9 protein-coding genes are annotated in these 14,620 nt (G+C 69.3%); 1 reads left to right on the top strand and 8 read right to left on the bottom strand.

What is annotated here, in order from left to right:
• Positions 1-33: 33 nt before the first annotated feature.
• A complete protein-coding gene (locus ABD126_RS26590) occupies positions 34-3,285 on the bottom strand; it encodes an AfsR/SARP family transcriptional regulator (RefSeq protein ID WP_343936668.1) in 3,252 nt (1,083 codons plus the stop codon).
• Between the two features lie 1,410 nt (positions 3,286-4,695).
• On the opposite strand from ABD126_RS26590, the gene ABD126_RS26595 reads away from it, so the two are divergent.
• Positions 4,696-5,286: a hypothetical protein gene (locus ABD126_RS26595; protein ID WP_343936669.1), complete on the top strand. Its 591-nt coding sequence runs from the start codon at positions 4,696-4,698 to the stop codon at positions 5,284-5,286.
• Between the two features lie 3 nt (positions 5,287-5,289).
• Here ABD126_RS26595 and ABD126_RS26600 read toward each other — a convergent pair whose 3' ends face one another.
• From ABD126_RS26600 to ABD126_RS26630, 7 genes are all read right to left on the bottom strand, one after another.
• On the bottom strand, positions 5,290-6,480 hold the full coding sequence (locus ABD126_RS26600) for a hypothetical protein (protein ID WP_343936670.1): 1,191 nt from the start codon (positions 6,478-6,480) through the stop codon (positions 5,290-5,292).
• A complete protein-coding gene (locus ABD126_RS26605; RefSeq protein ID WP_343936671.1) occupies positions 6,477-7,565 on the bottom strand; it encodes a helix-turn-helix domain-containing protein in 1,089 nt (362 codons plus the stop codon). Before ABD126_RS26605 ends, ABD126_RS26600 begins: the two co-directional genes overlap by 4 nt.
• 513 nt (positions 7,566-8,078) lie before the next feature.
• The gene (locus ABD126_RS26610) at positions 8,079-9,323 is read right to left on the bottom strand and encodes a Wadjet anti-phage system protein JetD domain-containing protein (RefSeq protein WP_343936672.1); all 1,245 of its coding nucleotides are present in this window, start codon (positions 9,321-9,323) and stop codon (positions 8,079-8,081) included.
• Entirely contained in the window at positions 9,320-12,658 is a 3,339-nt protein-coding gene (locus ABD126_RS26615) for an ATP-binding protein (RefSeq protein WP_343936673.1), read from the bottom strand. The genes ABD126_RS26610 and ABD126_RS26615 overlap by 4 nt, the downstream gene beginning before the upstream one ends.
• Positions 12,655-13,251 (bottom strand): DUF4194 domain-containing protein, encoded by a 597-nt coding sequence (locus tag ABD126_RS26620; RefSeq protein WP_343936674.1) that lies wholly within the window; start codon positions 13,249-13,251, stop codon positions 12,655-12,657. The genes ABD126_RS26615 and ABD126_RS26620 overlap by 4 nt, the downstream gene beginning before the upstream one ends.
• Positions 13,248-14,222 (bottom strand): DUF3375 family protein, encoded by a 975-nt coding sequence (locus ABD126_RS26625; RefSeq protein WP_343936780.1) that lies wholly within the window; start codon positions 14,220-14,222, stop codon positions 13,248-13,250. The genes ABD126_RS26620 and ABD126_RS26625 overlap by 4 nt, the downstream gene beginning before the upstream one ends.
• Positions 14,198-14,455 (bottom strand): DUF3375 family protein, encoded by a 258-nt coding sequence (locus tag ABD126_RS26630; protein WP_343936675.1) that lies wholly within the window; start codon positions 14,453-14,455, stop codon positions 14,198-14,200. The genes ABD126_RS26625 and ABD126_RS26630 overlap by 25 nt, the downstream gene beginning before the upstream one ends.
• Between the last annotated feature and the right edge of the window lie 165 nt (positions 14,456-14,620).

Raw genomic sequence — 14,620 nt, forward strand, 5'->3', positions numbered from 1 at the left:
CTCCTCCGGTTCGCCGGGGGAGGCCCCTTCGTCTCACCGCAGCAACGCGGCGACCTCATCGGCTTCCGGGGTGCCGATCTCGGTGAAGATCCGCAACGCCGCGCGCCACTGCTCGGCGGCGGCGGCACGATCCCCTTCCGCGTGCCGGACCCGGCCCAGCACCGCGCGCGCCCGAGCCTCGTTGAGCCGCTGGCCCGCCCCGACCGTCATCGCCAACGCCCGTGCGCCCCGCGCTGCCGCCTCCGCCAGGTCGCCGCGGGCGAGTTCACCGGCGGCGAGTTCGACCAGCGCCGCGCCCCGGAGCACGTCCATGCCGGTCTCGTCCATCTTGGCCAAGGCGCGCCGGACGTGCGGCACGGCTTCCTCCGGGCGGCCGGCGGTGCGGTGGGCGGTGGCGAGTCCGATGAGGGTCGACACCTCGGCGTAGCGGAAGCCGATCTTCGACGCGAGCGCGAGCGCGTCCAGGTAGTCGCGGATGCTCTCCTCGACCTCGCCCTGTCGCAGGCGGACCGTGGCGGTGATCTCCATGGCGCTGGCCTCGTGCCTGCGCTCGCCGATCTGCTTGCCGCGCTCCAGCGCTTCGCGGGCGTGGGCCGCCGCCTCGGCGTACCGACCGAGGTCGCAGCACGTCTCGGCCAGGCACACGAGCGAGGCGGCGAGGTTGTGCAACAGACCCCAGCGACCGCACAGCTCGACGCACTCCTGGTGGCGTTCGGCGGCCTCGGTCAGCCGCCCGGCGGTCCAGTGGGCGAGACCCAGGCCGTTCAGCGCGGGCAGCCGCACGATCATGTCGTCGTGGCGCTTGCTGATGTCCAGCGCCTCCGCGTGGCACCGGGTCGCCTCGTCGATGTCGCCGAGCGACAGGTGCGCGACGCCGATGTAGTTGACCTCTCTGGCCTCGATGACCTCGTCGCCCGTGGCCCGCGCGATGGCCAACGCGCGCTCGTGGTGCAGCATGGCTTCGCGCGGCCTGCCGAGCTGGGCGTGCACCCGGCCGAGGTTGTGGTGGCACTCGATCTCGGCGGCCGGGTTCGGTCGCCGCTCGTTCGCCGCGAGCGCCAGCGCGTGCTCCTCGGCGGCCTGCCGGTAGTCGCTCAGGTTGTAGAAGATCAAGCCGCGCAGGGAATGCGCGGAGACCTCGGCCTGCGGATCGCCGGCCTCCCGTGCGGCGGCCAGCGTCGCCGCGGACACGGCGAGCCCGTCGGCGCCGTGCCCGCGCCCGGCGAAGTAGCCGCGCAGCGAGTCGGTGAACCAGCCGCAGTAGCTCCGCGTCCCGGGGACGGCCGCGGCGTGCTCCACCGCGGCCACCAGGTTCGACCGCTCGACGTCCAGCCAGCGGATCGCGGCACTGCCGTCCTCGAACGGGTTCGGTCCCGCGCTCACCATCCGCCGCACGCGCTGGGCGGTGACGCAGAACCACGAGGACGCGGCGGCGGCGTTGGTCAGGTAGTGGTCGAGCAAGCGGGTGTCGGCGGCCCGCAACCGTTCCGGGGTGTCGTCCTCCCGAGCGCGGTAGGCCGCGTACTCGCGGATCAGGTCGTGGAACTGGTAACGACCGCCGGGGCACCGGTTGAGCAGGCTGGCCGAGACGAGCCGGTCGAGCGACCGCCGCACCCCGGGCGCGCGGCCGGCGAGCGCCACCGCGGCGGCCTGGGAGAAGTCCGGTCCCGGCGCCCGACCGAGCAGGCGGAACAGCCGCCGCGTCTCCGGATCGAGCGTTTCGTAGGACAGGCGGAACGTGCCGCGCACGGCGACCGCGGGGTCGTCGTCGACGGCCAGTTCGGTGAGCCGGTCCTCGCGCAGGACCGCCACGTACTCGGAGATCCGGGTGTACCGGCGGCCACGCAGGTTCGCGGCGGCGATGCGCAGGGCCAGCGGCAGGAACCCGCACAGCGCGGCGAGTTCGCGGGCCGCGCCGGGCTCCGCGTCGACGAGTTCGGAGCCGCACAGCTCCGCCAGCAGGTCCCGGGAGTCCTCGGCGGTCAGCACGTCGAGGCTGCGCACGCGCGCGTCGTTCAGGACGGTCATGCTGCGGAGGTCACCGCGGCTGGTGACGAGTGCGAGGCAGCCGGGATCCGGTGGCAGCAACGGCCGGACCTGCTCGGCGCTCGCCACGTTGTCCAGCACCAGCAACACCCGCTTGCCGGCCAGCAGTGAGCGGTACAGGGCGATCTGCTCGTCCAACGTCGCCGGAACGCGCTGCGCCGGCACCCCGACCGCGCGCAGGAACCTGGTGACCGCCTGCTCGGTGGCGACCGGCGCGACGGCGTCGTAGCCGCGCAGGTCGATGAACAGCTGGCCGTCCGGGAAGTGTTCGCGAACCCGGTGCGCCCAGCGCACGGCGAGTGCGGTCTTGCCGATCCCGCCGGGTCCCACGAGGGCGACGGTGCCCGGCGCGGACGCCCCCGGCGCGGGCAGCAGCCCGTCGAGCGCCGCGAGATCCGCCGTGCGGCCGGCGAAACTCGCCAGGTCGGCGGGCAGTTGCATCGGCACCTCGACCGGGGGGCGCGCCGGGGGCCGCAGTTCCTCCCGGAGCACCTTCTCGTACGCCTCCCGCAACCGCGGTCCGGGATTCGCCCCGTACTCCTCCCGCAGAGCGGCGCGGACCTGCTCGTAGGCCGCGAGCGCCGCGGACTGCTGCCCCGAGCCGCCGAGCCCGAGCAGCAGCGAGGCCCAGAACGACTCCCGGAGCGGGTACTGCGCGGTCAACCCGCGCAGCTCCGGGATGAGCTGCTCGTGGTGGCCGCACTCGATCTCCGCCGCGATCCGCAGTTCGAGCGCGACCAGCCGCAGTTCGTCGAGCCGTTCGGCCTCGGCGCGCAGGAAGCCGTCGCCAAGCCCGCCGAACGCGGGCCCCCGCCACCAACCGGCCGCGGAACGCAGCAGCGCGGCGGCCCGCTCGAAGGCGCCTTCGGCGATCAGACCACGCGCGGCGGAGACGGACTCCTCCAACTCCCGCAGGTCGTACCACGCGACCCCGAGCACGGCCCGGTACCCCGTACCGTCCCCGACGAGCAGTTCGGGCGCTCCGGCCTTGCGCAACGCGCTCCGCAACGTGGACACGTAGGTCTGGACCATCGCCTTCGCGGAGGCGGGTGGCCGCGACCCCCAGACCAGGTCGACCAACTCCGCCGTACCGACCACGACACCGGCTTTGGCCAACAGCGCCGCCAGGAGCGTCTTGGGCTTCGTGCCACCAAGCGGCACGGGCCTCCCGTCGACGTCGACGGAGACGGTTCCGAGCACGCGGATGTGGACAGCCGGCAGCGTCGTTTTCCCCGTCATCGAGTTGAGCTCCAGTCACCTTGTGGCAGCCAGACAGTACAACGGCGGGTGGACGCTGATCACCGGTTTCGCACCTCTTGGGACGGTGGCTGCGGGACGCCCGCGCTCGCGGCAGCCGTCGGCCGGAACGTCAGGGCGGTGGTCCTTCGTCCGTCGCGCAGCGGGCCTGGGCTCGGGCCGTAGTCGGTGGCCCCGGGCGGGGTGGCGGTGAAGGGCCCGTCGGTCGTGTAGCCGGTGTGTGCTCGCGGGTAACAGTCGAAAGCCGTGTCAGGTGCAACGTGCCACCAGCCCGCGCCGTCCACGGCGACGTAGGCGGTGCCGGCGCTGGTGGCGTCGACCCGGATCGTAACGCCGCGCACGGCAAGGGTGGCCTGTTCGCGCCGTCGGGGACGTGGTCGATGGCCGGCGCGTGGCGACCAGTCCGGTCGAGGTGACCGCGCAGCCGCAGAGTCGAGGTGCCCCCGCCGCTCACCACCCCGTCGTGGCGGGAGTAGCCGACCCGGCCGTCCTCGGTGACGTGGAACGGGATCGTGGTGTAGGCGGTCGAGGTCAGGACGTGGTGGCCGGGTTGGATCCTCCGGCGGGCGACCCGGCGTGCCACCTCGATGTACTCCTGGGCGAAGCGCAGCGGTGCGTCGAGCCGGTCACCTGCTCCGCCAACACGGTTCGAACCCGCTCGACCAGGCGTGGCGCGGGGACCGTGCGCGGCGTCATGTCCCTTCCGGACAGCTCCACCAGGAGCCGGCGTCGGCGATGCGCGACAGTTCGGCTATGGCGTTCAACAGGCTCGTGATTCCCGGCACCACGAGCGATCCGCCCCAATCTCATCGCGCCTACTACGTTGGCGAGCTCGCTGAGAACCGCGTCGTGCTTTCCGTCGAGAATCCGCACGGTCTCGGCATAGCTGAATTCGCCCCATCGCTAATCGTGCTCGCCCGGCACACCCGCGCCATCGACGGTAAGGTCGTTTCGCCGAAACAGACCGGATCCAAGTGGTTGGCCAGGCCACCAGGCTCTCCGCCGATGAGCCCTTATCCGGCCCTGCAGCGGTTCACGCGGTCCGAGTCACCACCAGGTCCAGGTTGGGAAGTCGTGGGTTCTCGGGACCCGCCCTGTTCCACGCCTCTCCGATCCCCGGAAATCAGCACCGCCGCATCGTGCAGCACCTGATCCCTGATCGGGCTCGTCAACCGAAAGGTGATCGTGGACTTGTGCGTCGCCGGGCACGCCTGATGACCCACAGGCTTGGACGGTTGCGTGAGCGGCGGCCGATCGGAGGGCTGACGGTGCTGGCAGAAGTGTGCGAACATGCGTTCGACTGGTGCGTCAGCCACTGCGATCTACGCAGGTCAGCGCCGTGGTTCGACCCCGAGGAGGTCGAGCTGCGCCGGACTGGGGAAGGATCACGTCGTGCGAACTGCTCAGCGCTCCTTTCTCCGCGGTCCGGGAACGACCTCCGCGACGAAGGTGAAGGTCTTCGGCGTGACGGCGATGGTCGAGCACCGCACGGACCACCGAGAACGGGAGCGTCGGCGACATGCCGGTCTCGGGCACCTGGACTCGCTGGAACTGCTCGACGTCCTCATGGGCCTGCCGCCTCAGGTGGCCGTGCCACTGGCTTCGATCCGTCGGAACGACCTGAATGTGCTACGGCGCGCTCCCGGCGGCGTCGTGCGCTTCACCGGTTCGTCAGTGACCCGACTCGCCGTTCCAGTGGTGACCCCGGTGCTGGCGGTGGTGTACGCCGAGCAGTGGCGTGCGGGGTTGGAGCGGGCTTCGGAATTCGCGGCCTACTGCCCCAGGATGTTCGTCGTGCGGGAGTTGCCGGCCGACACGGACGGGTTGCTCGCCGAAGCCTCCTGGTACGGAGTCGGGGTCGCGGTCGGCCACGGGGACGCCCCGACAATGGTGCTGGAACCCGAGCCGTTGGACGACTGGCAGCCGACGCCCGCGTGGTGGCTCTTCTGCGAACGCGTCCACCGCCACTCCTCGGCCGGCTGAAGCTCACTCCGCGTCGGACGGCCACAGGGGCAGCTTCGCCCAGACCTCCAACGGCTTCTGCGGCTTGAGCGGCTTGGCCTTCTTCAGCTGCGCCGCGATGATCTTGTGGTGGTCCAGGGCGTTCTGGCACAGCCTGCGCCAGTAACGGGCCCGCAATCGCAGGCTCGGGGCCGCGAGCATGTCGCGGGCGTACCCCGACCAGACGCTGACCGCGTGCGACATGGCCTCGTTCTGATCGGTCCGCTGGAGGAACCGCGTCAGCAGTTGCGTGTCGCAGACGGCACAGGGGCAGCGGATGCCCAGCCTGGGTCGCGCGCCGAACAGTTCGGCGAGTTTGGAGCCCTTCCACCAGCACAGCAGTTCCGGCACCAGGACGCTGGGGGAGGGATCTTGGCGGTACGCTTTGGCCTTCTGGGGCGGTTCGACCGCGTGCCGGAGCGAGCCCCCGGTGCCGATCGCGGCGGCGAAGGCGCCGTGGGCGACCAGGTCGAAGGCGTTGAAGTCGGTTCGGACCGGCATGAGCGGCACGGTCGCGGCGAGCACGCGGAGGTTCGGGATGACCTGCGCCGGAGCTTGGTCCAGCGGGTCGAACTGCTTGCCCAGCACGAGTGCGACCGGGCTCCCGACATCGGCAAGGATCGCGGTGGTCTGGCGGATGTAGCGTTTGCCCAGCAACGAGATGTCCAGCGGCGCGAGGAGGATCACGTCGTCCCGGCCGAGCTGCTTGACCTGTCTCGCCGCGGCTTTCAGCGAGTCGGTGTCGCCCGCGGTGATGAACTTGGTCGAGGTGATCGCGGCGACAGCGCCCGCGGCGATCTGCTGGTCGAGCAGGTCGTCCAAGGTCATCGGCAGCAGCTGGTTCTCCGGTAACCAGAACGGCTCCCGGGGCGTGGCGACGTGGGTCTCGTAGGCTGCTGGGTCGATCAGCAACGGACCGGTGAACCCCTCCGCCACCAGCTTGCCCACTCGCTCCCTGGCCTTTGCCCCGGCCATGACGAAGCCACCGCGGTCGTTGTCGAGGTGGGGCAGGAGGGCCGGCACCTGCTGCGGACGGGCGTAGACCAGCACCCGGTTCAACAGGGCGCCGGCGCGACCGGCGGGGCGCTCGGGTGAAGGCAGGTCCGCGAGCCTGGCCAGCGCGATCGTCGCCCCGGCGTTGAAGCTGGAGGGGTTCCCGTCCTGGAGTTCGGTCATCGTGGCTCCCCCATCACATCGCCGAGCAGCGAGCGGAAGTTGGTCGCGGTCGTGCCGGCCTTCGCTGCGGCTCCGGCCACCCCGCCCGCCGCGCTGATCGCTGCTGTGACAAGCGCGGGAACGACCGTCGGGGCATCGGGCACCAAGGGCTCGGGCTCGCCCGTCCGCCACCCGAGCGCAGACATCTGGGTGTTCAGGGTCCGGTAGCGGGAATCGGAGATCACGGCGAGGTCGACAGCGCGGCGCAGCAGCGCAGCGGCTGAGATCCGCCACCGCGTCTTGAGCTGGAGCAGTCGCGCGGGCGTGATCGGCGCTGCGGTGAGGTCCGCCCTCACCTGCGCGGCGGGCGCCAGCAGCTCGCCGGCGAACTGCTGCGCCATCTCCTCCGCGTCCATGTCGGGTGCCGGCGCGCACGCGATGTGCCCGATCTCGTGTGCCAAGGTGAAGCGCTGCCGTTCGGGGGGCGCGTCGGTGTTGACCACGAACACTGGCGCCTCACCTGGAGGGTGCAGGCTCGTCGCGTCGACCTCGCGACCGCCCAGCGACATGGGCACCACCAACGCGCCGACCTGTTCGGCGACGGTTGTGACCGACTCGATCGGGCCGGGGGGCAGGTTCAAGTTCCGCCTCAGCGCCCGTGCGGCGTCGTCGGGCCCGTCCATCCCGCCGACCTGCATCGGGATGAGCGTGAAGTCTCGAAGGGCGAACGGCGAGTGGGAAGCCAGCCGTTGCAGGTACAGCCGCAACAGGTTGATCCGGGCATGCAGCCTGCGCAACGTCGACGCCTTCGTCGACGCGCGGTTGCGGTGGTAGAGGCACCCCTCGCCGAGCGACCACAGCTTCGCGTCGCTGACCAACAGGTCCGGCGTCGCCTCCAGGGCGCTGGCGAAGAGTTCAAGCCGCTCGCCGGCGACCGTCAACGCGCCCTTCTCGGCTCGGGAGACGTAACCCTGGCTGATCTTCGGATCAGCGCCGGACAGGCGGGTCAGCTCGTCCGCCAACTGCCGCTGGGTCCAGCCAAGGGCTTCGCGTGCGGCCACCAGGAGATCAGGGTTGGCGGTTCCGACCGCGAACAGCCCGCTCATTCCGGCAACGATACGGCGAATTATTCCGCCTGTCCACAGGTGAGGCCTGTCCTGGATGTTGCGGCGACGCCCAGGGTGCTTGCTCTCGGCTTACCCTGACGTGCGCGGACCGTGCACGCAGCTCGTCGCCCGTGTGGCTCAGCGGCTGCGCGACGCGGTCCGCGACCGGACCCGCCTGGCCACCGGACGCGTTACCGGCACCGCCCTGGTGGTCAAGCATGCGACGGAACCGCGCGGAACCTCTCCAGCGGGACCTGGCACGGGTGGCAGCGGCAGGAGGAGTGGAACGGCGACGGCCACACCCGGTGGGCCACGTTGCACATGCCGGCTCGGGCGGTACAGCGTGCCAAAGGCGAGGCGCATGCGAACGCGTTCCCCCTCTACCTTGCCTACAGTGACGCCCTCGGCACCGATCCTGTGCTCCTGCTGCACGATGGCGCGACTCTCATCTTGTTGCTGCTCGAAGGCGCAGACGGCCTTCCGACGGCGACGAGTCAGCACCCGCTGGACCCCTCACCGACGGAAGTCGCCCAATTCGCCGAGCGGTTGCGGGTCAACATCGTGCACCTGGTGGCTGCGGTCCGCATGTCCTGATCCCAGCGCGCCGAGTGCGGCGCTGATCGCCGAGTAGCGGATGCGTTCCTGCTCCAGTCGCACCGACTCGCCGAAGGTGCCTTCGACCAGGTCTCGGTACAGCGCCGCCTCGGCCGGCGTGAGTGCGGGCAGCACACTGTTGACCGGTTTGTCCTCCCGCGCCCAGTGGGATTCGTGGTCCAGGAGCGTGGCGCGGTCCATGAGCATCGACTCGGCGTTGGGGAACCGGCGGCGCAGGGCGTCGAGGATAGCGAATCCGTGCGTGTCGAGGTCGCCCCAGTACACCAGTGGCAGGCCGCGCAGCCAGGTCACCTCGTCGAGCGAGGTGACGGCGTAACCGCCGCCGAAGATGGCGATGGCGTCCTCGACCTCCGGGAAAGCGAGATAGGTGATCTCGTTCTCCACGACGAACACCCTGGACACGGCGAGCGGCAGCAATTCGTCGGCCCGGACCGTGAGTTCGGAGAAGCCGGAGGTTGTCCGGGCCGGGGTGAGCCACCGGTAGCGGACGTAGCGCGGTTTGCGGAGGAATCCGTACCGAGCGGCGAACTTGGCGGCCGGGTACCGGCGGTCCACGCGCGATTCGTCCAACTGGAGATCCAGGAGTGCGGCGATGACCGACCGGTTCGCCTCGATGAACTTGGTGTCCACGCCGGGAACATCGACCTGCCGGACGTACACCGCTCGGTCAGCCAGGGCGTCGATCCACAGCACCGTGTCCACCACCGCGCGCCACGTCTCGTCGGTGAACGCCAGGACGGTGTGAGGGTGGCTGATCACCCAGTCGACCAGGCGTGGTGCGACGGCACGGGTGTGCTCCACGTGGCGCATGAACCGGTCGACCTCCGCGGTCACGCCGAGGACCGCCCACAGGCTGGGGTAGTCGTCGATCCAGACGCGCCTGGGGAGTTCGTTGACGCCGATCAACCGGCCACCGACCGGGCCGAACTCCACGCGGAGCGGGGAGTCGCCCTCGGCACGCCAGGCACGTACCCACTCTCTGACCGCGGCGAAGTTCGCGCCGATGTCACGCGCCTGAGGTGCCCGGAGGGGGATGTGGAGGGGCTCCCACCCGCGATCGCCCGCGAACGCGGTCAGGAACTCGCCCGAGGTCCAGCGTTTGCGCAGTTTCGTGAGCACGTCGGCCTTCGTGGTCCAGTTCATTCCCGCGTCCTGAGGGCGTGGGTGGTCTGCCGCTCCCGGTATTCCTCGATGGTCAAGGTCTGGAGCCGGGACGACGAGCCGTTCTTGTTGTCCACGAACCCGACCGCCCGCACGTGAGGTTCGATCACGTGGATCTTCTGCAGGGGTGTCACGATGAGCAGTTGCAGGCCGAGGCGGGCGAACAGCCCCAGCGCGAACCGGGTCGACTCGTCCGAACCGCGGCCGAACGCCTCGTCGATGACGACGAAGCGGAACGTCCTGGACCGGCTCGCGCTCCAGTCGAGCTTGAACTGGTAGGCCAGCGACGCCGCCAGGATGGTGTAGGCGAGCTTCTCCTTCTGCCCGCCCGACTTGCCACCGGAGTCCGTGTAGTTCTCGTGCTCGACGTCGTCCTCACGCCACCGCTCGGAGGCGGCGAAGGTGAACCAGTTGCGCACGTCCGTCACGCGACGGGTCCACGCCCGGTCGACTTCGGTGAACCCCTCCCGACCCGCGAAGCGCTCGATGATGGCTTTTACCTGGAGGAACTTCCGCTCCGAGTACTGCTCCGACTGGTCGTCGCCGAGGGCGTCGGTGGTGCACGCCCGCATGTCCCGCTTGAAGTCGCGCACCTCCACGTTGACGGTTTCCTGGGCCTCCAGGCGGATGTAGCGGCCGGCGTTGTAGTCGATGTCGTGGAGCGACTTGTTGATGGTGTCGACCCGCTCCTTGATGACCTCGCCCTCCATCCGCAGCTTCGAGTCGAATTGGGCGATCTCGTTGATGGCGTTGGTGTTGAGGGAGGTTTTGAAGTCCTCCTCGAACCGCGGCAGGTCGTCGTGGACGAGTCGGTCGTGCAGCTCCTGGTACGACGGTGCCGACTCCATGCTGTCGTCCATCTCACTGGTCTCCAGCGGGTACCGCTTGCGGAACGCCGTCATCCGGACGATAGCCCTGTTGCCCGCGTCGCGTTGCCGACGCGTCAGACGTTCACCTTCATTCGCCAGTTCGCGGGTGAGGACGTCGCGACATGTGTCACACGCCTCCGGTGTGTCCAGCGGGTGTGCCGCGGCGCGTGCGGCGAGGGTGTCGAACTCCGCGCGGGCCTGTTCGCACTGCTCCTCACCGAGGATCCTCTCCGCGTTCTCCAAGCCGGTCCGGGCGGTCGTCAGCGCCTGCTTGACCTTGCCGATCTCGGTCGTGACCTCCGTGTGTGCGGTTTCCTTCGCCTTGATGTCATCCCACACGGTCTTCAGCTCGGTCGTGATCCTCGTCAGTTCGTCCGAGGCCTGTTCGATCTGCCGCTTCCGCTTTTTGAGCATCTCGATCCGGTTGACCGACGACTGCCAGTCGATGTCCTCGAAGGAGGTGACCGCACCGAGCACCACCAGCACCTCACGCGACCTGTTCGCCGCCGCGAGCGCCCCCTGGACCTGCTCCTTTTCGCGCCGCAGGCCGTCCAACGCTTCGTTGACCTTGCCGGCGTCCTTGAGAAGCGCCTCGACCTTGCTCTCGTTGCTCCAACCGAGGACGTAGAAGCGGCGGTCATCGATGCGCGACCGGTCGTCCTTCTCGTGCCTGCCCTGGCCGCTCTTGATCTGGCCCGCCCTGGTCACCGCCCGAGGCGCGCGGCGGAACTCGGCCATCGACTCGACGCACGCGAAGTTCGCCCGGTGCCTCAGCTCACCGTCGAGCCACGCCTGGAACGGCGACTGCTTGAGTTCAAGCTTGGTGTAGAGCGCCCGGTCGAACAGGTCGACCGGGCGCGCGACCGCCGACATCGGCACGCGGAAGTACACCAGGCGGGCACCGAGGTGGTTGGCGTCGATCCAGTCCGACACCTCCCGGTAGTGGCCCTCGGCCACGAGAAGTGAGACGCCGAAGGCGTGGAGCACGCGTTCCGCGGCACCCTCCCAGTCGAGCTGGGTCGAGCGGACCTGGATCAACTCGCCCGCGAAGGGGAAGTCGCCCTCCGGCAGGCGCAACTCCCGGCACAGGCGCTGTCTCAGGTCGGTGTGGCCCTTCGGGATGTTGCTGGGCCTGTTGCGAAGGCTGAGGATTTCCGCGTTGATCTCGTTGGCCCGGTCTCCGGTCGTGCGCAGTTCGACGCCGATGTCGGTCAGCCGGTTCTGCAGGGCTTCACTGTTGTCGCCCAACTGCTTTCGAAGGTCGGCGATCTGCCGCGACCGCTCGGCGAAGTCGTGCGCGCTCTCCACCGGAGCGAGGCCCACGTCCGCCAGCAGGGCACCGTGTCGGTCCGCACGCTTCTGCCTGGTCACGCGGGCGTTTTCGTGCTGGGTGATCTCCCGCTCGATCTCGCCGAGCCTGTCACCACCTTTGCCCGCTCGTTCGATCTTCAGGTCGGACTCCCGCTCGCGCAGCACCTCCACCTCGTTGGCCAGCGTCGACTGGCGCAGTTCGTGATCGTCGAGGCGCTCCCGCAATTCCGCCTGGTTCAACAGGAACAAGGTGGCCTTGCGGTCCGCGAAGAAGTAGCGCAACGCCTCCTGACGGCGCCGCACCGACTCCGCGTCCCGACCGAGCTGCGCGTAGTGGTCGCAGTCCTTCAGCAGCGGGCCCAGCTCCTCAAGTTGGTCCTTGGCCTTGCGGACGGCTTCGTGAGCCCTGGTGAGGTCGTCGAAGTGCTCCACCATCTTCGTGGTCCACGACGCCGCGTCGAACGGTTCGAGCATGTGGCTCCGGACGAAGTCGTTCAGGTTCCCGACCGACTTCATCGACACAGTCTGGTGGAACAGCTCCATCGCCTGAGCAGAGTCGATGCCCATCCTGCGCTGGAAGTCCTTGCCGTAGGCCGGGTAGCGTTCGAACACCTGCACGCCGGCTTTGCGCAGCCGACGTTTGAGAGCGGCGACGTCACCGCCGAAGTCGGCGAAGTCGCCGGCGATCGAGAGCGGCTGGTCGGCGCTGACGAAGAAGCGCTCCGGCTGTCCCTGGTCGACACCGGTGAACCAGAACACCTGGGCGAGCGTGACGGTCGAGCCCAAGGCCTCGTCCGCGAAGGCGCCGAGGATCACCGAGTACTTGTCCCTGCCTCGCAAGGCGACCGGTCGGCTGGTCCCGGTGGCTTCGTGGCGCTCGGACTTGTAATAGCCGAGCACGTACGAGCGCAGATCTCGTTCCCTGGTCTCCGCACCCGCGGCCTTGTTGTAGGAGATCCGGTGCGACGGTAGGAGCAGCGTGGTGACGGCGTCGACGAGCGTCGACTTCCCTGAACCGATGTCGCCGGTGAGCAGGGCGTTGTCCCCGCCGAGGGCGAAGGACCAGACGCGGTGGTTGAACGTCCCCCAGTTGAGCACCTCCAAGCGGTCGAGCCGGAAGCCCGCGCGGTCGGTCATGCGCGCTCCCCGTTCAACTGGGCCACGTACTCGGCCAGGCGCTCGTTGAACTCCGCGAGCCACTGCCCGTCGACGAACGCCTTCACGATCCGGCGCACCTCGTAGGCGTTCTGGTCCTTGAACTTGCGCAGGAAACCGAGCTCGGTGACCTTGACGATGTTCGTCTCGATCTGGTCGACCAGCCGGGCGTCGTTGGTGGACTCGGGCAGGAACAGGCGGATCATCTCGATCAGCTGGTCCCGGGTCAGCACCAGCTTGGTGTCGCTGTTGCGTGCGTCGGCCTCGGCCAGTTTCTTGCGCAGGAGCGCCAGCAGCAGGCTGACGTGGAACGAAAGCGCGCGCCGCGGGATCAACCTGGGGATGGACGCGTTCTCCCCCTCGTCGAGGTCCGGGCGGGAACGGAGGAAGGCATAGCCCTCGGATTCGTCGATCACGACGACCAGCCCCAGGACGCGGACGTAGTCGCGCGCGGCGGCCTGGACCTGGAGGAGCGCGCGCCACGCCTTCTCGTGGGTGTCCCGGTACACGACGCCCTTCATGAGTTGGGTGACCGCCTGGGAGAGGGCGAGGTCGGTCGGCAGTGGGGCGGTCATGACACCTCCGGGTTCGTGTCGGACCTGGTGTAGGTGACCCGGGGGATGCGGGCCCGCCGTGCGATCTCCGCACCGTCGAGCCACTCGACGTGCTCGTGCGTCGACTCGTCGAACACGACGTGGAACGCGGGGTCTTCCAGGGACAGGTAGGCGATCAGTTCCGCCAGGCCTTGCTCCAGGGGGTAGCGCCCGACGACCTCGACCAGTCCGACCTGGCGTGAGCGGCTCAGCTCGGCGCGCACCTTCCGGCACAGCGCTTCCTCGTCGATGAAGACCTGGTCGAACAACGCCGTCGGGTCGAGTTCGTCGTCCGCCTCCACGATGTCGTCGCTGTCCAGCGGCACCTTGTCGATCGGGCTGTAGAGGGGGCGCTCCATCGGGAGGACGACCACCGGGGCCGTGCCGTCGATCCAGCAGGTGACGTCGGGGTCCACCACGTCCCGCAAGGCGACCGCGGTGGTCTCGATCTCGCGCAGGATGTCCATCACCCGCCGGTTCTCCAGCCACACCTGGTCGTCGAGGAAGCGGCGGAGCTGCTCGGACAGGAGTCGGACGGTGGCCTGCGCCCGTTCACCGGCCTCGAGCCAGGAGTGGTGCACGTGGAGCAGGCGCCTGTCGGGCTCGCCGATCGCGTCGAGCCGCTGCACGCGGTCGAGGAGGTCGACGAACTCCGCTTGGCGGTCGGGCGAGAGGAGGAAGTCGAAGAACGCCTGGAAGGTGCGTCCCTGGTCCGACGCGGTGATGGAGTTGCGGTCGCCGAGCACTTCGTCCAGCAGGTCGCCCTTGGACCCGTCCCATGCCGTGATCTTGGCCCGTAGCTTGCGGTCGAGGCCGCGGAAGTTGTCCTCGACCTCGCGGAAGTCCGCCAGCAGGGACCACGCCGTCGCGGCGAACTGCTGGTACCTGTCGCGTTGTGCGGCGGGCTCCAGGATCTGTAGGTCTCCGGCTAGCCGGCGTCCGGCGCGGACCAGTCATCCAGGTACGCCTTGGCTCGTTTGGGGAACGTCCCCTCACCGAGCCTGTTGTTGAGCAGGTACAGCTCGTCGTCGAGTCGGCTGACCAGCTCTTCCCCGCTGATGGACCGGGTGTTCTCCTCGATGAACACACGTCCGAGGAAGGCGAGGACGAACGGCGCGTTGTCCGCGCGCAGCAGCCGCCAGGCCGGGTGGCTCCTGCGGAGGAGGTCCAGGTCCTCGAACGTCATCCGCCGAACTTCCACCGCGGGCGGGAGCCCGGCCGCGGGCGTTGCCGCACGCTCCGGGGTGCATCCGTTCCAGTCGCGTCCAAGTTCCTCCTCCGGTGGTCCCGCACGAGGAACATCGCCACGGAAGCGGTTCGTGTGACGCGGGACCGCTCGATCATGGCAAGT

The organism is Saccharothrix mutabilis subsp. mutabilis, assembly GCF_039521145.1.
Lineage (GTDB): Bacteria > Actinomycetota > Actinomycetes > Mycobacteriales > Pseudonocardiaceae > Actinosynnema > Actinosynnema mutabilis.